This window comes from Oceanihabitans sp. IOP_32 (genome assembly GCF_009498295.1).
GTDB classification, from domain to species: Bacteria; Bacteroidota; Bacteroidia; order Flavobacteriales; family Flavobacteriaceae; genus Wocania; species Wocania indica.
This window is the reverse complement of sequence record NZ_CP040813.1, coordinates 1,108,083-1,128,952: the sequence shown is the minus strand read 5'-3', so window position 1 is coordinate 1,128,952 and position 20,870 is coordinate 1,108,083. Positions and strand designations below refer to the sequence as shown.

Here is a 20,870-nt window from a genome sequence, read left to right as displayed (position 1 = left end):
TAAATAGGGCGCAAAATGTGTACTTTTACGGCTCGAAAAATGATGCGTCACGACAAGCGAAGCGTGGGAATCTGTTTGTATTGATCTCATACACTTGAGATGTCCTCAGTCTTACACCTGCTTCGCCTTAACAATTAAAATTTAAATATTACCATGAATCAACCAAAAAGACACACCATAACTGCGGCACTACCTTATACAAATGGCCCTATTCATATTGGCCACTTGGCAGGGGTATATGTGCCAGCAGATATTTATGCACGTTATTTACGTTTAAAAGGAAGCGATGTGCTTTTTATTTGTGGAAGCGACGAGCATGGTGTGCCCATAACGATAAAGGCCAAAAACGAGGGGGTGTCGCCACAAGATATTGTTGATAAATATCATGCGATAATTAAAGATTCTTTTGAAGCGTTTGGAATTTCATTTGATAATTACTCACGTACTTCGGCTAAAATTCATCACGAAACGGCTTCAGAGTTTTTTACAACCTTAAATAACAAAGGTGAATTTATTGAAGAAACCACCGAACAATTATTTGATGAAGCCGCAAATCAATTTTTAGCCGATCGTTTTGTTGTGGGTACTTGCCCAAAATGTGGAAACGAAGAAAGTTATGGCGATCAATGCGAAAACTGTGGTACAAGTCATAATGCCACCGATTTAATAAATCCTAAATCGGCAATCACCGGAAATGTACCTACTTTAAAACAAACAAAACACTGGTTTTTACCATTAGATAAACACGAAGATTTTTTAAAGGAGTGGATTTTAGAAGGTCATAAAAAAGATTGGAAACCCAATGTTTACGGGCAATGTAAGTCTTGGATTGACGATGGTTTACGCCCTCGTGCCGTAACCCGAGATTTAGATTGGGGTATTCCGGTACCAGCCGAAGGCGGCGAAGGCAAGGTATTGTATGTGTGGTTTGATGCCCCAATTGGTTACATATCTTCTACAAAAGAATGGGCAGCACGAGAAGGCCAAGACTGGGAGCCTTATTGGAAAGATAAAGACACTAAATTAGTGCATTTTATTGGTAAAGATAATATTGTGTTTCACTGTATTATTTTTCCAGCGATGTTAAAAAGTGAAGGCTCATACATTCTACCTGATAATGTGCCTGCAAATGAGTTTTTAAACTTGGAAGGCCATAAATTGTCAACCTCTAAAAACTGGGCGGTTTGGTTACCAGAATATTTGAAAGATTTTCCAAATCAGCAAGATGTTTTACGTTATGTTTTAACAGCCAATGCACCCGAAACAAAAGATAACGATTTTACTTGGAAAGATTTTCAAGCGCGTAATAACAACGAGTTAGTGGCCATATTTGGTAATTTTATTAATCGTGTGGTCGTGCTAACCAATAAGTATTATAATGGGGTTGTTCCCACGCCAAGCGATTTTTCTCAAGTAGATCAAGAGACTTTGGCGGCCATAAAGGCTTATCCAGAGGTTATTGCTAGCTCTATAGAGCGTTACCGATTTAGAGAAGCCGGGCAAGAACTCATGAATTTAGCACGTTTAGGGAATAAATATTTAGCCGATGAAGAACCTTGGAAGGTTATTAAAGTGGATGAAGAACGCACAAAAACGATTATGTATGTGGCGCTTCAAATAGCATCGGCTTTAGCCATATTAAGTGAGCCTTTTTTACCGTTTACGTCCAATAAGTTGAAAAACATGCTAAATATGAGTTTGAATGAAGCTTCTCAGGATAAAGGTATTAAGAACAGCTGGAACGATGTGTCTTCAAAAGATGTTTTACTTCCTACAAATCATCAAATAGGAAAAGCCGAGTTGTTGTTTTCTAAAATTGAAGATGCCACCATTCAAAAGCAATTAGATAAATTAATAGCGAGTAAAAAAGCCAATGAAATGGCAAACGCCAAAGTAGAGCCAGAAAAAGACCAGATTTCTTTCGATGATTTTACCAAATTAGATATTCGAGTAGGAACGATATTGGAGGCCGAGAAAATGCCGAAAACAAAAAAATTATTAAAACTAAAGGTCGATACGGGTCTTGATGTGCGTACCATCGTGTCTGGAATTGCAGAAAGCTTTACTGCCGAAGAAGTGGTGGGTAAGCGTGTAAGCGTTTTAGTGAATTTAGCACCTAGAGCCCTGCGTGGTGTTGAAAGTCAGGGTATGATTTTAATGACCGAAACACCCGATGGTAAACTGGTATTTATAAATCCAGATGATGCTAATGTTGCTAATGGGTTGCAAGTGAGTTAGGTATTTGTTAACTTTATAAGAAATTTTATATTATGTTATCAAAAACAATAGAAGCCTCCTTAAATAGCCAAGTTAGAATTGAAGCCGAATCATCTCAAATCTATCTCGCTATGGCATGTTGGGCCGAGGTAAAAGGATTAGAAGGCGTTGCTAATTTTATGTATGCACAATCTGATGAGGAACGCGAACACATGTTAAAACTTATCAAATTCATTAACGAACGTGGTGGTCATGCCAAAGTATCTGAGCTAAAAGCCCCAAATGTTACTTTTGGTTCGTTTAAAGAAATGTTTGAAAAATTATTAGAGCACGAAATCTTTGTCTCTCAAAGTATTAATGAGCTGGTGCATATTAGCTTAGAGGAAAGAGATTATGCGACACATAATTTTTTACAATGGTATGTGGCCGAGCAAATTGAAGAAGAGGCAGTCGCCAGAAATATTTTGGATAAAATAAATATGATTGGAGACGATAAAGGCGGCTTGTATTTATTCGACAGGGACATTCAAAATTTAACAGTGACCACGACGGCTATCGACCCTAATGCATAATTTAACATTTATTCTTATTTAGAATTAATAAAAATAAATTATTTTTACGCTCATATTCATTTCATATGTTGAGCGTTGGGTAAAAAGAAGAAGAAAAAAGCTTTAAAAAAATTACAAAAACTTGGTGTTATACTTCCAGAAAAAGTTAAATCCAGTTGCTGTAAAAAATATAAAAAATCTGAAAACAAGCGTTGTAAAAAATGCCCTTGTTTCGATTTGCTTAAAAAAGTAGCTTAAGCCAATATGGCAAAACATGATTTTGAAATTATAAATCCTACTTTGGTCAATTAATCAAAGCAGGATTTTTAGATTATAATATGGGGGTGTGTTCTTAGTCTTATTTTTTAAAACCTTTTCTTAGGCAATCCAAACAATTAATACGAGTCCACTGGATTGAATAGTGTTTTTACTGTAAATCTTATAAATTTTAATAAGGCTATCAAGAAAATATAGAAACATCTACAACCTAAGGGAGTTCGTATATAGCTATAGTAATAAACAATTACACCAATTTAATTTTGAAATGTCGTATGGTTAATTTGAATTATTTTTTGTCCAGTTGAGATAGAAATCGCAGATTCACGAACTCGTTATTTTACTACAATATGGGCGTGAGCTAAAATCAAAGCGTAGCCAAAGTTATGATTTGATTTTAAACCGAAATAAGGTGGAAAAAAAACTGCGAAGCACATCATGAACACCTATTTATAAAATAGAAAGATGTGAGTAAACGAATTATAGGCGACATGACATGGTTAATTTGGTATTAACCAATAAAGTATTAAAAAGCATGAAACGAATCATTTTATTTTTATTTACAGTGAGTTTAATGTCCTGCGGGGTTTCAAAAACCGTAAAAGAATCAAAAAAAGTAATTAAAGGAAATTGGGTTTTAAGTTCAATAGATTACAGTCAAGCAGGAACCTATAATGTAACTTTGCTAAATGATGCCTCAAAAGCTTGTTTTGAATACAGTAAATGGCAATTTATACCCAATAATAGCACGGGGACTTACACCTTAACAAATGGAAGCTGTAGCGATGAGGTGCGACATTTCATTTTCACCATTCAAGAAATCGACGAAAGCACGGGGTTATACGATTTCCTACTAAAACCAACTAATCCAAAAGGGAAGTCTGAAACCAATCAAGGGTTTCGGTTTAAATTAGCGGCGCTTTCTGATGTTGCCATGCAATGGCAGCAAACCGTTAGTTTAAATGGCACGCCTTTTGTAATTACTATGAATTTTACAAAGCAATAAGTATTCGTTTTTAACAAATAAAAAATTTTATACAAATGAAAAGAATTCAAATTTTATTATTAACTGGCTTACTATCTATCGGATTAGTAAATTGTAAGGCCGTACAAAATGCAAATAATAAACAAAAAGGTGGTGTTATAGGTGCCGCTGGAGGTGCCGTTTTAGGAGCTATTATTGGAAATAATGTTGGTAAAGGTGGTAATGGCGAGCTAGGTGCTGTAATTGGCGGAGTTGTTGGTGGTACCGCAGGCGTACTTATAGGCAATAAAATGGACAAACAAGCCGAAAAAATAGAGCAAGAAATCCCAGGAGCCGAGGTGGAGCGTGTAGATGATGGTATTGTGGTGACTTTCGATGAAACCAGTGGAGTTTATTTTGCGACAAATAAATATAATATTAACGCAGCTTCTCAACAAACACTAAATAAATTAATAAGTGTTTTTAGGGAATATCCAGACACTAATATTTTGATTGTAGGGCATACCGATAGTACTGGAAATGCAGATTATAACATGACACTTTCTAAAAATAGAGCCTACTCTGTAACTAATTATTTAAAAAATAATGGCATTAGCTCTGGTCGATTAACCACAAATTGGTTTGGTGAAGAGCAACCGAAGTACGATAATAATACGGTAGAGGGGCGAGCAAAAAACAGACGAGTTAATATAGCGATTTTGCCTAATGAGAAAATGATTGAACAAGCTAAAAAAGAGGCCAGCAATTAATTGCTTACTAAATGTTATTATTACAAAAAAGAGGCTGTCTGAAAAGGCAGTCTTTTTTTGTTAAACAGAGTTAAAACCACTTTTTAGAACGTTTTAAAGATCGACACCAATTTAATTTTGAAATGGCGTATGGTTAATTTCAATTGTTTTTGTTCAGCTGAGATAGAAATCGAAGGTTCACGAACTCGTTATTTTACTATAATATGGGCGTGAGCTAAAATCAAAGCTTAGCCAAAGTTATGGTTTAATATTGAAATTTTCGACGAAAAAGAACTGCGAGGCACATCATGAACACCTATTTATAAAATAGAAAAATGTGAGTAAACGAATTATAGGCAACATGACATGGTTTATTTGGTGTTATTATGTTTATAGGTGTTGCAAAACATAGAAATCCTGTATTCTTTAACATGGACTATGGTTATTTATCGCTTAAATTTATTTTTCTAGCTCTAAAGCAGTACTTTTATACCCTGTGATATCCTCTAAATCCAATTATACAAAACTGATTAAAACCGAAGCTAAACGGCTTGGGTTTTTGTCTTGTGGCATAAGTAAAGCTGCATTTTTAGAAGAGGAGGCACCGCGTTTAGAGGCTTGGTTAAACAAGAACATGAACGGAGAAATGCAGTACATGGAAAATCATTTTGATAAGCGTTTAGATCCTACAAAATTGGTTGAAGGCTCAAAATCTGTAGTGTCTTTACTGCTAAACTACTATCCGGTAGAACAACAAACTAAAGACAGTTATAAGCTGTCTAAATACGCTTATGGTACAGACTATCACTTTGTTATTAAAGACAAGCTTAAAGCACTTTTAAGTTTTATTCAGGAAGAAATAGGCGAGGTTGAGGGAAGGGCCTTTGTCGATTCTGCTCCCGTTTTAGATAAGGCCTGGGCAGCAAAATCGGGTTTGGGTTGGATTGGGAAACACAGCAATTTATTAACGCAACGTGTCGGGTCTTTTTATTTTATAGCCGAGCTTATTATCGATTTAGAGTTGGATTACGATTTGCCTACAACCAATCATTGCGGCAGCTGTACGGCTTGTATTGATGCTTGCCCAACACAGGCTATAACCGAGCCCTTTGTTGTGGATGGTAGTAAATGTATTTCGTATCTCACAATTGAGTTAAAAGAAAATATTCCATCGGAGTTTAAAGGTAAAATGGACGACTGGATGTTTGGTTGCGACGTGTGTCAAGATGTCTGCCCCTGGAACCGTTTTTCAAAAACACATAACGAACCTTTATTCAATTCGCATCCGGAATTACTTTCAATGACAAAAAAAGACTGGGAAGAGATTACAGAGGATACCTTCAAAAAAATATTTAAAAAATCTCCGGTAAAACGCACAAAGTATTCTGGACTAAAAAGAAATATCAATTTTTTAAAAGAGTAGTTGTTTCGTTTTAGGATTGTTATATTTGTGAGTTGAAAATAAACAGTCTTTTAAGTGTGTCTTAACAGATGGTTATTAATATTATGCACGCAAAACCAAATGTGCTTTTCTTTAACTTACACTAGAGTTTAGAGCACAACGAGCACCTAAATTTAACTCCAATGAGCGAAGAAAGAAAACGAATAGAAGCCCTTTTATACCACGCAAAACCAACACCCGGAAAAATAGAAGTTATTCCAACAAAAAAATATGCCAGTCAAAGAGATTTATCTTTAGCCTATTCGCCTGGTGTTGCAGCACCTTGCTTAGAGATTGAAAAAGATAAAAACTTGGCTTATAAATACACGGCCAAAGGCAATTTAGTTGCTGTGATTTCTAACGGAACAGCCGTTTTAGGTCTTGGTAATATTGGCCCCGAAGCCTCCAAGCCCGTTATGGAAGGAAAAGGCTTGCTGTTTAAAATTTTCGCAGATATTAATGTGTTTGATATTGAGGTGAATACTGAAAATGTTGAAGAATTTATACAAACTGTAAAAAATATCGCACCCACTTTTGGTGGTATTAATTTAGAGGATATTAAAGCGCCAGAAGCTTTTGAAATAGAGCGTCGCTTAAAAGAAGAGTTGGATATCCCTGTGATGCACGACGATCAGCATGGTACTGCCATAATATCTGCGGCGGCTTTAATTAATGCCTTAGAGCTCGCCGGAAAGAAAATTGAAGATGCCAATATTGTAATAAGCGGCGCAGGAGCAGCAGCGATTTCTTGTTCTCGACTTTATCAAGCCTTTGGGGCAAAACGTGAAAATATGGTCATGTTAGATAGTAAAGGCGTTATAAGAGATAGCAGAACAGATCTTACAAAAGAAAAAGCCGAATTTGCAACACATAAGGCAATAGATACCTTAGAAGAGGCCATGAAGAATGCCGATGTCTTTATTGGGTTATCACAGCCAGATATTGTCACGCCAGAAATGCTTTTAAGTATGGCAAAAAATCCAATTGTGTTTGCTATGGCCAATCCGCATCCAGAAATTAAATACAATATAGCCTTAGCAACACGAAAAGACATCATCATGGCAACTGGACGTAGCGACCACCCTAATCAGGTAAATAATGTGCTTGGGTTTCCATTTATTTTCCGCGGTGCTTTAGATGTGCGGGCCACAAAAATTAATGAAGCCATGAAAATGGCAGCTGTTAAGGCCTTAGCTGGTTTGGCAAAAGAGCCTGTGCCAGAACAAGTAAATATTGCTTATAGCGAAAAACATTTAACCTTTGGTAAAGATTATATTATTCCCAAACCTTTCGATCCGCGTTTAATTGCCGAAGTACCACCAGCAGTGGCAAAAGCTGCGATGGAAAGCGGTGTGGCACAAGAACCTATAACCGATTGGGACAAGTACCGGGATGCTTTGTTAGAGCGTATGGGCTCTGATAATAAGTTGATTAGATTGTTAATAAATAGAGCAAAACTAGACCCCAAACGTGTGGTTTTTGCAGAAGCAGATCAATTATCCGTCCTAAAAGCGGCCCAAATAGCTTATGAAGAAGGTATCGCTCATCCGATATTGCTGGGTAGAAAAGATGTTATTCAACAATTAATGGAAGAGATAGAGTTTAATGCTGATGTCTCTATTATAGACCCCAAATCTGATGAAGAAACCGAGCGTAAAAATAAGTATGCCGAGGTGTATTGGGAGCGCCGTAAGCGCCGTGGAATAACCTATTATTCTGCACAGAAATTAATGAGGGAACGCAACTATTTTGCAGCCATGATGGTTAATGAAGGTGATGCCGACGCCTTAATCTCTGGGTATTCAAGAAATTATCCAACGGTAGTAAAACCCATGTTAGAGCTTATTGGTTTAGCAAAAGGGGCGACAAAAATTGCAACCACAAATGTGATGATGACTAAAAGAGGGCCGCTTTTTCTAAGCGATACCTCTATTAATATCGATCCAAGCGCCAAAGATTTGGTTAAAATTGCACAAATGACCTCGCAAATCATTAAAATGTTTGGTATGAAACCCGCTATGGCCATGACATCGTATTCTAACTTTGGATCTTCGGGCCATATAAATGCATCAAAAGTTCGAGAGGCAGTAGCTTATTTGCATCGTCATTATCCTGATATGATTGTAGATGGTGAATTGCAAACAGATTTTGCTCTAAATGAAGAAATGCTTCGCGAGAAGTTTCCGTTTTCTAAATTAATAGGGAGTAAAGTAAATGCTCTTGTTTTTCCAAACTTAGATTCGGCAAATATTACCTATAAACTACTCAAGGAATTGAACGATTCGCAATCTATAGGTCCCATAATGATGGGTATGCGAAAGCCCGTACATATTTTACAGTTAGGAGCCAATGTCGACGAGATTGTAAACATGACAGCGATTGCAGTCATTGATGCACAGCATAAGGAGAATAAAGAACTGTAAAAAAACCTGTAATAATTAATTTTAAGCCTTAATATTCGATATCATGGTTAGTCTTAAATGTCGATAAATTTATTACATTTGAGTGATTAACGAAAAAAGAAATATGATTACACATATTCAAGGAAAGCTCACAGAAAAAAACCCAACACATGTTGTTATCGATTGCAACGGTGTAGGGTATATGCTAAATATTTCCTTACATACCTATTCTCAAATTCCAGAAGGCGAACTTTTAAAATTGTACACCCATCTTCAAGTTAAAGAAGATGCACATACACTTTATGGGTTTTCATCTTTAGCCGAACGCGAAATTTTTAGATTGCTAATTTCTGTTAGTGGCATTGGTACCAGTATAGCGCGTACCATGTTATCGTCGTTAACGCCAAAACAGGTTCGAGAAGGTATAGCTGTGGGTGATGTCGCCTTAATTCAGTCCATAAAAGGTATTGGAGCAAAAACGGCGCAACGTGTTATTATAGAATTAAAGGACAAGATTTTAAAGATTTACGACATAGACGAGGTTTCCGTTTCAAAAGACAATACAAATAAAGACGAAGCGTTATCTGCTCTAGAGGTTCTTGGATTTGTGAAGAAACAAGCGGAGCGCGTGGTTGAGAAAATTTTAAAGGCAGAACCCGACGCTAATGTTGAAACCATTATAAAACAAGCATTAAAAAATTTATAATTGATTTTGAATAAAACTTCCCCAAATTCTTATAAATTAATTAGACATTACTTTTTTTTAGTTAGTGCAGCTCTATTATCGGTTTCCCTTTGGTCTCAACAACCCATGCAAGACTCCATAATATCTGGGTTTAGTATGGGTAAAATTAAAACTCCAAACCCTAGTAGTATCGAGTCTAAATACACCTTCGATCCCGTAACCAATCGTTATATCTACACTGAAAAAATAGGAGATTACAACGTGAATTATCCTGTTATATTAACACCAAAGGAGTATTTTGATTTGGTGGCAAAAGAAAATTTAAAAGCCTACTATAAAGAAAAAATTGATGCTTTCGATGGTAAAAAACAAGGGGCTAAAGAGGGCCAGAAAAATTTAATCCCAGAGTTTTATGTAAAGTCCGATTTCTTTACTTCAATTTTTGGTAGTGATACCATTCAAGTTATTCCTCAAGGGTCTGTCGAGATGGATTTGGGTGTTTTATTTTCAAAACAAGACAACCCTGCTTTCTCACCCAAAAATAAAAGTAATTTTACCTTCGATTTTGATCAGCGCATTAGCTTAAGCCTGTTGGGTAAAGTGGGTACGCGACTTCAGGTAACCGCAAATTATGATACCCAAGCGAGTTACGATTTTCAAGATATTATTAAATTAGAATACACACCTACAGAAGACGATATTATTCAGAAAATAGAAGTGGGTAACGTAAGTATGCCTTTAAACAGTTCGCTAATTACTGGGGCACAAAGTTTGTTTGGTGTAAAAGCCCAATTACAGTTTGGTAAAACGACAGTTACTGGAGTGTTTTCTGAACAAAAATCTCAAGCCAATACCGTTGTGGCTCAAGGTGGTGGAACACTTGAGGAATTCGATTTGTTTATTAGAGATTACGACGAAAATAGACACTACTTTTTAGCGCAGTATTTTAGAGAGACTTACGATGCCGCCTTAAAAACCTATCCGTATATAAACAATAAAGGATTACAAATTACACGTTTGGAAGTTTGGGTAACTAACCGAGGTAACAGAACAGATAATGTTCGAAATATTGTGGCTTTTCAAGACTTGGGAGAAACCAATGTTATTGGCTTGCAAACACCACCACCAGGTTTTGTAAATGCGTCGTTAGGAGCCATTCCAGATAATGGTAATAACAATTTTGATCCGACGGCCATTGGCTCAACTAGCTTGCTTACCGAAGCTGTTAGAGATGTGGCTACCGTGCAATCGGGTATTTTAGCAGCTAATGTTAATGAGGGTTTAGATTATGCCAAATTAGAAAATGCCAGAAAACTTATTGGCGGACAAGAATACCATTTAAATAAAGATTTGGGGTATATTTCGTTAAATCAGCGTTTAAATAACGACGAGATTTTAGCCGTGGCGTTTCAGTTTACCATAGGAGGACAAGTGTATCAAGTTGGTGAGTTTGCTAATGATGGGGTTGAAGCTACCGATGTAGAAACCAACGCCGCTGGTGAGATAACAAGAGTGACCAATAAGAACCTGGTTTTAAAATTGTTAAAAAGTAGTATAACAGATGTTAATCAACCCATTTGGAAGTTGATGATGAAAAACATTTACGATACCGGCGCTTATAATTTAAGTCAAGACGATTTTAAACTGAATATTTTTTATAATGAAGCTTCACCATTAAATTTCATCACACCTGTAGGATCTACAGCATTTCCAGCACCTGGCCCAAATGAAGATCCGCTCAATGAAACTCCGTTATTAAGAGTTTTTAATCTCGATAAATTAAACTTTAATAACGATCCTCAGTCCAAAGGTGATGGTTTTTTCGATTTTGTGCCCAATATAACCGTGTTACCAGAAACAGGAAAAATAATTTTTCCGAGTGTAGAGCCTTTTGGAGAATATCTCTTTAACAAACTAGCGCTTAGTCCTTCAGAAAATTATGAGATTGAAACCTCGTATAACGAAAACCAAGCCAAGTATGTTTACACTGCATTGTATAAAAGCACCAAAAAAGCAGCTTTAGAAGTTGGAGAAAAAAATAAATTCAAATTAAAAGGCCGTTATAAATCGGTTGGTGGCGGTGGTATTCCCATACCATTTGGTGCTGCTCGAGGTTCTGTTACCGTAACAGCTGGTGGGCGTGTTTTGGTAGAAGGTGTGGACTATGTAGTGAATTACGCCTCGGCAAGGGTAGAGATTTTAGATGAAGCCTTAAAAGCATCCAACACACCAATAAATGTATCTTCAGAAAATAATGCGGTGTTTGGCCAGCAAACCAAACGATTTACGGGTATAAATGTAGAACATAAATTTAATGATAACTTTGTTTTAGGCGGAACGCTTTTAAATCTAAACGAACGACCAATAACTCAAAAAGCCAATTACGGCTCAGAACCCATTAATAATACCATTTTTGGTTTTAATGGTAATTATTCTGTTGAAGTACCATTTTTAACACGCTTAGTAAATAAATTGCCCAATATAGATACCGATGTCGAGTCTAATATATCTATACGTGGTGAGTTTGCATATTTAGCTCCTGGCGCGCCCAAAGGGACCAGTCTAAGAGGTGAAGCGACATCGTATATAGACGACTTTGAAGGCTCGCAGGGTAGTATTGACCTGAAGTCACAACAATCTTGGTATTTGTCGAGTACACCGTTTGACACTAATTTGGGATATACCAGTGTTACAGATCCAAATAGTGCATTAAACCTACAAAACGGTTACCAGCGGGCCTTGTTAAATTGGTATACTATCGATCCCATTTTTTACAGTAACAGACGACCAGCAGGGATTTCAGACGATGATGTTTCAAGTTTGTTTACAAGCCGTGTTTTTATTAACGAATTATTCCCAGAACGCGATTTAGTACAGGGGCAAAATGCAGTGCTATATACTCTAGATCTGGCTTATTATCCTTCAGAAAGAGGGCCTTATAACTTTAATCCAGCGGCAAATGGTAATGTCTTACCAAATCCGCAGCAAAATTGGGCGGGCATTACGCGCGCCATAACATCAACAGATTTTGAGGAGGCCAATGTAGAATATATTGAGTTTTGGTTGCAAGATCCTTTTCAAGAAAACGCTGCAAATCCGGGAGGAAAACTGGTATTTAATTTAGGTAATATATCTGAAGATGTGTTGCCAGATGGTAGAAAGCAATATGAAAACGGACTGCCAGACTCCTCAAATAACGCCTTTACCACAGAGACTTCTTGGGGACAAACGCCAGCAAATCAATCTTTAGTGTATGCTTTCGATACCACAGGCCAAGACAGAGTGCTTCAAGATGTGGGTTACGATGGCTTAAGCGATGCGGACGAAAAAAATAAGTTTCCAGCTTTTGCAGCTTTAGATGATCCTGCTAACGATAATTACAAGTATTTTTTAGATGCTGAAGGCGATATTTTTGAACGTTACAAAAAATACAATGGTGTGGAAGGTAATACGCCCGATACATTTTCTGATACCGTTAGAGCAGGTAATACACAGCCAGACACAGAAGATATTAATCGGGATAATACCATGAATACCATTAATAGTTATTTTGAATACGAATTAGCTATAACCCGTCAAAATTTACCCGAATCGGAATCCGATTTAAATAATTTACCCAGCACAAATCCGATTAGAGAATTTTTAAAAGACATTAAAGTAAGGCCTCGATTATTACCCAATGGCGATTCTAAAAATGTACGTTGGTATCAATTTAGAATCCCTGTTCAGGGCAGTCACGTAAAATCGGTAGGCGGAATAAACGATTTAAGGTCTATAAGATTTGCGCGGGTCTATCTTAAAGAATTTACCGAGAATACCGTATTTCGTTTTGGAAGCTTAGATTTAGTACGAAGTGATTGGACGCGTTATACCAGACCCCTAGATAAAAACGACCCAACACCAAGCGATCCCCAAACCGATTTCTCTGTTGGAGTAATTGGAACTTTAGAAAACGAAAGCAGTTACCAAAGACCTCCAGGAATAGAACCCGAAGAGTTGTATAATAATAACACAGTGGTTAGACAAAACGAACAATCTCTGGTAGCAAATGTGTGTAATTTAGAAGCCCAAGACTCGAAAGCCGTATATAAAAATATTAGTATTGATATGCGTCAATACAAACGTTTAAGAATGTTTATGCACGCCGAATCGGGGGAGTCTTCTCGAGTTTTAAATAATAATGACATCGTCGGTTTTATTCGTATTGGAAACGATTTAACCGAAAATTACTATCAAATAGAGATGCCTTTACAGGTGTCCACATCAACAACAAGAGAGGGGCTTTGGCCTGAGGAAAATCATATTAATTTACCAATTGATGTGCTCGGACAAATCAAATCGGTGGGAATATCTAACGGTACTTTAACTAATTTAGATCCTACGTTTTACGATGTTATTAATGGACAAGCCGTTCCAATTTCTGGCGATCAGTATTCAAACTATGTGGCAGGACAACATCGAATTGCTATTAAGGGAAATCCTAATTTTGGAGACATAAGAACACTTATGATAGGATTAAAAAACGCCACCAATAGAGACGATGTCTGTGCCGAAGTTTGGTTTAATGAATTGCGTTTATCCGATTTAGATAACGAAGGAGGCTGGGCAGCCGTGTTAGGAGTAGATAGTAATATCGCAGATTTTGCAAATATTAGCGCTACAGGCCGACAAAGCACCTCCGGATTTGGAACTATAGACCAAGGCCCAAGTCAACGCAGTCTTGAAGACGTTCAGCAATACGATTTCGTAACTAATGTTAATTTAGGACAATTATTACCTAAAAAATGGGGCATTCAACTGCCTTTTAATTATGGTCAGAGTGAAGAGCTTATCACTCCTAAATTCGATCAGTTTTACAAAGATTTAACTTTAGATTCGAGGTTAGAGGCCGCAAATAGTAAGGCTGAACGAGATGTAATAAAAGAACAATCTGAAGATTATACGAGACGCCAAAGCATCAACTTTATTGGGGTTAGAAAAGAACGGTCGGCAGACGCGAAACCGCGTATTTACGATGTGGAGAACTTAACTTTAAACTACTCCTATAACAAAGTAGAACATCGCGATTTCGAAATCGAAAACTCGGTAAATAAAACATTACGGGTGGGAGCCAATTATGCCTATAATTTTAACCCGCTTACAGTAGAGCCTTTTAAAAAGAACGATTCCCTATTTACAGGGCGTTACTGGAAACTGTTAAAAGATTTTAACCTTAACTTATTACCAACAAGTTTTGCATTAAATACCGATATAAACCGACAATTTAATAAGTTAAAATTTAGAGATATAGATTTAGGAGGTGGTAATATTGGTATAGAAGAGTTGTACCGACGTAACTACACGTTCGATTTTCAATATACCATAAACTATAATCTCACAAAAGCTTTAAGTTTAAACTTTACAGCGGCTAATAATAATATTGTTCGTAACTACTTTAAAGACAATATTGTTAACGGAGAGCAAGACCCCAGTCTAGATGTTTGGGATGGTTTTTTAGATTTTGGCGATCCCAATAGGCAAAATCAAGATTTGGGAATTACCTACGAATTGCCCCTACATAAAATCCCAACCCTTAGCTTTTTAAAGTCGACCTATCAATATGCTGGAAATTTCCAATGGCAAAAAGGCTCCGATTTGTATGGTGAAGTTCTGGGGGGCGAGGTTAACACCATTCAAAATGCAAACACCCATAATATTAATTCAACCTTAGATATGAATAGGTTTTATAAATATATTGGATTAGAAAAAAAACGGGTTAGAAATGTTAGAACTAGAGCCCCACAGGGAACAAATCAAAACACAAAGCCAGAACAAACGCAAAACAAATCGGGTAAAAATGTATTAGACTTTGGTGTAGATATCTTAACGAGCGTTAAAAGAATTCAGTTTAATTACTCTGAAAATAACGGCACGCATTTACCAGGTTATACGCAAACCCCTGGGTTTATTGGGACTTTAAAACCAACTTTAGGTTATACCTTTGGGAGTCAAAGTAACATTAGAGATCTTGCTGCCAGAAGGGGTTGGTTAACTGTGTATCCAGAATTTAATCAACAATATACAGAAACCCATACTAAGCAGTTTGATATTTCGGCTAATTTAGAGCCCATTAACGATTTAAAAATTGATCTGGTTGGTAACAGAACGTACTATAAGAATTATAATGAAAATTATAGAGTAGATCCAAACACCTTAGAATACCAATCGCTAACGCCAAATACCTTTGGGAACTTTAATATATCGACTGTTTTAATTAAAACGGCATTTTCTAAAAGTGATGAAACCACATCGAATGCCTTTAACGACTTTAGAGCCAATAGAAAAATAATTGCCGACCGACTTGCTCAGAAATTTTATGGAACCTCTAGCTATGCCAGGGATGCCGATGGTTATCCATTAGGCTTCGGTAAAAACAATCAGTCGGTTTTACTACCTGCATTCTTAGCAGCTTATTCTGGACAAGATGCTAGTAAAGTTAAAACAAGTGCCTTTAGAAATATACCAATTCCTAACTGGGATTTAAAATACACTGGGTTTATGAAAATGGATTGGTTTAAAAAACGCTTTAAGCGCTTCTCGTTAACACACGGGTACCGATCTACATATACCATTAATCAGTTTAGCACGAACCTAAATTTAAATTTAAATGCTGGCGCCAACGAAGCTCCTGTTCCGGGATTAGACTATGCCAGCCAACCTTCTGAAGCCTTAGACCAATCGGGTAATTTTAAAAACGAAACCTTGTTTAGTAATATCAATTTAACCGAGTTGTTTAGTCCTTTAATTCGTATAGATTTTGAAATGAAAAATTCGGTAAAAATTCTTGCGGAAATTAAAAAAGACAGATTGCTTTCACTTAGTTTTGACAATAATTTAATGACCGAAATACAAGGTAATGAGTACATTTTTGGATTAGGGTATAGAATAAAAGATGTGCGAATTCGCTCGCAGCTTGCGGGGCCAAGAAAACGTATTGTAAGCGATTTAAACATGAAAGCAGATGTATCGGTAAGAGAAAACAAAACCATTATACGTTATTTAGATCTAGAGAATAATCAAGTAACTAGTGGGCAAACTATTTGGGGGTTAAAATACTCAGCAGATTATGCCTTTAGTAATAATTTAACAGCAATCTTTTATTTCGACTACACGTTTTCAGAATATGCTATATCAACCGCATTTCCGCAAACAACCATCCGCTCAGGATTAACGCTGAGGTATAATTTTGGTAATTAATAAACAATCTGTTTGAAATTAACTTTCGAATAATTAGATTTGTTGCCATAAGCTTGAACTTAAATTATTAAAAAAATAAATATTATGAATATTCCATCAGAATTAAAATACACCAAAGACCACGAATGGGTAAGAGTTGAAGGCGATGTAGCGACTATTGGTATTACAGATTTTGCACAAAGTGAATTAGGAGATATCGTTTATGTAGAAGTAGAAACTCTGGATGAAACACTTGATGCCGATGAAGTTTTTGGATCTGTAGAGGCCGTAAAAACCGTATCTGATTTAATTTTGCCATTATCTGGAGAAATTATTCAATTTAACGAGTCTTTAGAAGACGAACCAGAAAAAGTGAATACAGACCCTTATGGAGACGGTTGGATGATTAAACTTAAGTTTTCAGATGAATCTCAAATAGAGAGCCTGATGTCTGCCGATGCTTATAAAGAACTTATAGGTGCTTAAAAAACAGGCACTAATAATTGCAATATTTTATACATTAGGTTTAGCCGTAGTAAGCCTAATTACAATAAGTAATTTACCAGATGCAGGTATTTCATTTGCTGATAAAATATTTCATTTCATAGTATATGGTGTGTTAACTTATTTATGGGTTAACACATTTTTTTTTAAGTTTAAATGGAGTAAAGCCAAAGCAATAACTTATGCTTCAGTGCTTTCAGTTGTATTTGGCATAATAATTGAAGTACTTCAAGGTAGTGTCACAACATCTCGATTTATGGATGTTTACGACGCTCTTGCTAATACCTTGGGCGTGTTGGTTATGGTGCTTGTACTATTACTGAATAAAAAAACGCTTATTAAAAATTTATAATCGTTTGCTTATATGACAAATAAATTGTTATTTTAGCATCCTTGTAAAAACAATTAAATTATGGAACCTAAGAAAAATCCTAAAGCAAATGTGGGGCGCAACAGCTCTCTGTATTTTGCAATTGGCCTAGCTTTAATGCTTTTTTTAACAAACTATGCCATTAATTACAAAACGTACGACAAGGCGCCTATTGATATTGGAGAGCTAAGTTTGGATGATCTCGATGATGAAGAAATCCCACTTACTGAACAGATAGTTACGCCACCGCCACCGCCACCGCCACCAGCAGCTCCAGAAGTTATAGAAGTTGTTGAAGATGAAGAGGAGGTTGAGGAAACGGTAATTGAATCTACCGAAGCCGATCAAGAAACTGAAATTGTTGAAGTAGAAGAGATTGAAGTAGAAGAAGTCGATGAAGACATTGAAGTTCCTTTTGCGGTAATTGAAAACGTACCTGTTTTTCCAGGATGTGAAAAAGGTAATAATGCCCAAAAGAAAAAATGTATGTCTGAAAAAATCCAGAGATTTGTACAACAGAAGTTTAATACAGATTTAGCGGGTGATTTAGGTTTATCGGGTAGACAACGTATTAACGTGATATTTAAAATTGATAGAACTGGAAATATTGTTGGGGTAAGATCAAGAGCACCGCATCCAGCTTTAGAAAAAGAAGCAGCTAGAGTTATTAGTATGCTACCTAAAATGAAACCAGGAATGCAAAGAGGGAAAGCAGTAACGGTTCCTTACTCTTTACCAATTGTTTTTCAGGTACAAGATTAAACATAGAAATACCACATACAAGACCAAAACCTCGAATTTATCTTCGAGGTTTTTTTATGGGTTTTTTATAAGAATACCTTATGTGTTTTAAAAAGAAAAGCGATGTAACCATCATGGCAGCTGCGCAAAGCGATAAAAGGAAATCAATGTACATTAGAGTCAAGCTCCAAATATTTAGTCCCAATTATTGTTTAATGTAAAATCCAAATAAAAACAATCCGTTTATGTTCCAGTCAAACGACAGAAAAGAATCGAAGAATACAATTATGAAGTGACATGTATAAACTACATGATAGTTTTTAAAATTCACCTATTCTTAATGTCATAAATACAAAAAGAACATGAGGGGTTAATTAGCGTCTTCGGCCAGAGTAGGTCATCGCTTCACCTTTTCCAAATCCGTAACTTACACCCAGAGTTATAAAGCGACCACGTTCACTCAAACTATAGGTTTCGAAGTTTTGTTGGCTTACAAAATTCTCAAAAATTCTAGATTCGAATACATCGCGTACTCCAAAATTAACTACTACTTTACCTTTTAATATTCTCTTACGAATTCCTAAATCTAAGAAGGCATAACCTGTAACATTGCCTTGCACGGTTTCGTAACCCGACTGGTAATTTCCTGTTAATTCTAAATCAATATCTGCGGGTAAGCCTATTTTAGATCCTAATTTTGTGGACCATTGTCTACCAGAAAAATTGAAAGATTGGGACTGGAAACTACCTATACGATCAAAATAGTTAAAGTTAAAATCACCAGAAAAGCTAAGCCAATTATTAGGACTGTATTTACCATTAGTTTCAAAGCCATAAGCGGCGTTTGTGCCAATGTTTTCAGGGGTTGTTGTAGTCACATTATCAATAAATGTAGATACGCGCTCTACAACTTCTGTGGTGTATTTATGATAAATACTTGAGCTAAAAGAGGCCTTTCCAATTTTATAAATACCGGTTAGCTCGAAAGAATCTGTATACTCTGGCTGTAAATTTGGGTTTCCGCGACGGATATTAAAATTGTTTCTAATATTAAAAAACGGGTTTAAATCCCATAACCTCGGTCTAAATATCCGCTTAGAATAGCCTGCTTGGAGTGATACATTATCGTTTATTTTGTACGAGGTATGTAATGAGGGAAAATAATCGGTATAATTTCTAGAATTGTAAGCATTGGTATTGGTTAGCCAAGTAGATAAATCTGTGTTCTCTACTCTTAAACCCAGCTTAACACCCCATTTTTCAAGTTCGTAAGCGCCTGTAATGTAAACGCCTAAAACTTTTTGGTCGTATTCAAAATTGTTTGTAAGGTTTGGGTTGGTTACATAGTTTCCATTAATAAAATCTCGAACTTCGTAATCGTTTCCTACATCATTAATAACATACTGGGCACCGGCCTCTAAGGTATATTCTGTAGTAATAGGGTTGGTATAATCGGCTTTAAAAGTGTATTCTGCTTGTTGGAATTCGGTTTCGGTTTGTTGGTCGCTGTCTGGATCTTCTCCCGATAATGTCGAGTTTGTAAATTGTGACGATTGTTCTTTACCAAAAAAAGAACCCAATGCACTAAGTTGCAATGTGTGCTCTTTACTGTTTTTAAATTCTTTCTTATAGTTAAATTCGTATTGGTATTTTGGGTTTGTGGCCTCGGTAGTTTCGTTTCTTAACCAACTAGAAACAAGTGTGTTATTGGAATCAAAGAATTTAAAATTTGTTTCGGAAGGTTGATCTTCAATTTCGTAGGCGAAATTACCAGATAATGTTAATACGTTGCGCTCGTTTATATGGTAATCTGTTCCTAAAGTGATATTGTAAAACATTTCATCCCGATAAGCGGTGCCATTACTAAATATCTCTTCGTTACTTATTAAGTTTGTATTAATGGCCCTGTTGTCTCTGGGTAGCGAACGGTAACCAACACCCATTTGTGTGAATAAATTAAACTTTTCTGTACGTCGATTAAGGCTTATGCCCATACTGTGATTATCTGGGGTGCCTGTGTTTGCAGAAATAGAACCATTCCAGCCTTCTTTCTCTTCTTTTTTTAATATAATATTTAAAATTCCAGCGGTTCCCGAGGCTTCATATTTTGCCGAAGGGTTAGTAATAACCTCGATGCTTTCAATCATATCGGCAGTTAGGGTTCCAAGTGCATTACTAGACTCGTCGGCTAAAACAGAGGGTTTTCCGTTAATTAATATTTGTACACCTGTGCTTCCGCGTAAACTAATTTCACCTTCAATACTAACATTTACAGAGGGCACATTACCAAGCACCTCCAGTGCACTTGCGCCAGTACTGCTTATATCGCTACCCACATTAAAAACTCGTTTATCTAGTTTAAAAACTGTTTTTGATACTTCGCCAGTAACCACCACTTCTTCCAGAGCTAAATTGTCTTGAGACAAACTAATTACCCCTAGATTAATTTTATTATTTACTGCAGATAAATTGTTTAGAACTTTTGTTTTGTAACCCATGAAGCTAATTTCAACATAAAAATCTGAAGCCTTGGTGTATAACGAGAAATTTCCGTTATCATCGGATGTTGCACCAGAAACGATTTCTTTACTACCATTTTTATAGACTACTACGGTAGCGTAAGGTACGGCTTGGCCAGTTTCTTCTTCAACTATGGTTCCGAAGATTTCAACCTCATGTTCTTGAGCCATAGAAAGGCTACAAAGCATAAAAAAAAGAATAAAATGGATGTTTTTTATAGCGGTATGCATTGGTC

General features: G+C 36.4%; 12 protein-coding genes. 11 read left to right on the top strand and 1 reads right to left on the bottom strand.

Annotated elements, in window-relative coordinates; all coding sequences use genetic code 11:
- Positions 1-153: 153 nt before the first annotated feature.
- From metG to FEZ18_RS04660, 11 genes are all read left to right on the top strand, one after another.
- Positions 154-2,238 (top strand): methionine--tRNA ligase, encoded by a 2,085-nt coding sequence (metG, locus tag FEZ18_RS04710; protein ID WP_153267256.1) that lies wholly within the window; start codon positions 154-156, stop codon positions 2,236-2,238.
- A gap of 32 nt (positions 2,239-2,270) precedes the next feature.
- Positions 2,271-2,789, top strand: a complete 519-nt coding sequence (locus FEZ18_RS04705) for a ferritin (protein WP_153267255.1) — start codon at positions 2,271-2,273, stop codon at positions 2,787-2,789.
- Positions 2,790-3,579: 790 nt separating this feature from the next.
- Positions 3,580-4,050, top strand: a complete 471-nt coding sequence (locus FEZ18_RS04700; RefSeq protein ID WP_153267254.1) for a lipocalin family protein — start codon at positions 3,580-3,582, stop codon at positions 4,048-4,050.
- Between the two features lie 35 nt (positions 4,051-4,085).
- Positions 4,086-4,778 carry an OmpA family protein gene (locus FEZ18_RS04695; RefSeq protein WP_153267253.1) on the top strand — a complete coding sequence of 231 codons (693 nt, stop codon included), beginning with the start codon at positions 4,086-4,088 and terminating at the stop codon, positions 4,776-4,778.
- A gap of 475 nt (positions 4,779-5,253) precedes the next feature.
- A complete protein-coding gene (gene queG / locus FEZ18_RS04690; RefSeq protein WP_410505138.1) occupies positions 5,254-6,180 on the top strand; it encodes a tRNA epoxyqueuosine(34) reductase QueG in 927 nt (308 codons plus the stop codon).
- 161 nt (positions 6,181-6,341) lie between these two features.
- Positions 6,342-8,621, top strand: a complete 2,280-nt coding sequence (locus tag FEZ18_RS04685) for an NADP-dependent malic enzyme (protein ID WP_153267252.1) — start codon at positions 6,342-6,344, stop codon at positions 8,619-8,621.
- A gap of 103 nt (positions 8,622-8,724) precedes the next feature.
- Positions 8,725-9,306 carry a Holliday junction branch migration protein RuvA gene (gene ruvA / locus FEZ18_RS04680; protein WP_153267251.1) on the top strand — a complete coding sequence of 194 codons (582 nt, stop codon included), beginning with the start codon at positions 8,725-8,727 and terminating at the stop codon, positions 9,304-9,306.
- 6 nt (positions 9,307-9,312) lie between these two features.
- Positions 9,313-16,521 (top strand): cell surface protein SprA, encoded by a 7,209-nt coding sequence (gene sprA / locus FEZ18_RS04675; protein ID WP_153267250.1) that lies wholly within the window; start codon positions 9,313-9,315, stop codon positions 16,519-16,521.
- Between the two features lie 84 nt (positions 16,522-16,605).
- Positions 16,606-16,986: a glycine cleavage system protein GcvH gene (gene gcvH / locus FEZ18_RS04670; protein WP_153267249.1), complete on the top strand. Its 381-nt coding sequence runs from the start codon at positions 16,606-16,608 to the stop codon at positions 16,984-16,986.
- Positions 16,979-17,356 carry a VanZ family protein gene (locus FEZ18_RS04665; RefSeq protein ID WP_153267248.1) on the top strand — a complete coding sequence of 126 codons (378 nt, stop codon included), beginning with the start codon at positions 16,979-16,981 and terminating at the stop codon, positions 17,354-17,356. The genes gcvH and FEZ18_RS04665 overlap by 8 nt, the downstream gene beginning before the upstream one ends.
- Before the next feature lie 60 nt (positions 17,357-17,416).
- Positions 17,417-18,136, top strand: coding sequence for an energy transducer TonB (locus tag FEZ18_RS04660; RefSeq protein WP_153267247.1), 720 nt, complete (start codon positions 17,417-17,419; stop codon positions 18,134-18,136).
- A gap of 353 nt (positions 18,137-18,489) precedes the next feature.
- Here the strand turns inward: FEZ18_RS04660 and FEZ18_RS04655 are convergent, their stop codons facing one another.
- Positions 18,490-20,823, bottom strand: coding sequence for an outer membrane beta-barrel family protein (locus FEZ18_RS04655; RefSeq protein WP_228122866.1), 2,334 nt, complete (start codon positions 20,821-20,823; stop codon positions 18,490-18,492).
- Between the last annotated feature and the right edge of the window lie 47 nt (positions 20,824-20,870).

What these genes read in the sequence shown, in the direction of transcription:
- metG (WP_153267256.1), top strand. Translation starts at nt 154, where the DNA reads ATGAATCAACCAAAAAGACACACCATAACTGCGGCACTACCTTATACA.
- FEZ18_RS04705 (WP_153267255.1), top strand. Translation starts at nt 2,271, where the DNA reads ATGTTATCAAAAACAATAGAAGCCTCCTTAAATAGCCAAGTTAGAATT.
- FEZ18_RS04700 (WP_153267254.1), top strand. Translation starts at nt 3,580, where the DNA reads ATGAAACGAATCATTTTATTTTTATTTACAGTGAGTTTAATGTCCTGC.
- FEZ18_RS04695 (WP_153267253.1), top strand. Translation starts at nt 4,086, where the DNA reads ATGAAAAGAATTCAAATTTTATTATTAACTGGCTTACTATCTATCGGA.
- FEZ18_RS04685 (WP_153267252.1), top strand. Translation starts at nt 6,342, where the DNA reads ATGAGCGAAGAAAGAAAACGAATAGAAGCCCTTTTATACCACGCAAAA.
- ruvA (WP_153267251.1), top strand. Translation starts at nt 8,725, where the DNA reads ATGATTACACATATTCAAGGAAAGCTCACAGAAAAAAACCCAACACAT.
- gcvH (WP_153267249.1), top strand. Translation starts at nt 16,606, where the DNA reads ATGAATATTCCATCAGAATTAAAATACACCAAAGACCACGAATGGGTA.
- FEZ18_RS04660 (WP_153267247.1), top strand. Translation starts at nt 17,417, where the DNA reads ATGGAACCTAAGAAAAATCCTAAAGCAAATGTGGGGCGCAACAGCTCT.
- FEZ18_RS04655 (WP_228122866.1), bottom strand. Translation starts at nt 20,823, where the DNA reads ATGCTTTGTAGCCTTTCTATGGCTCAAGAACATGAGGTTGAAATCTTC.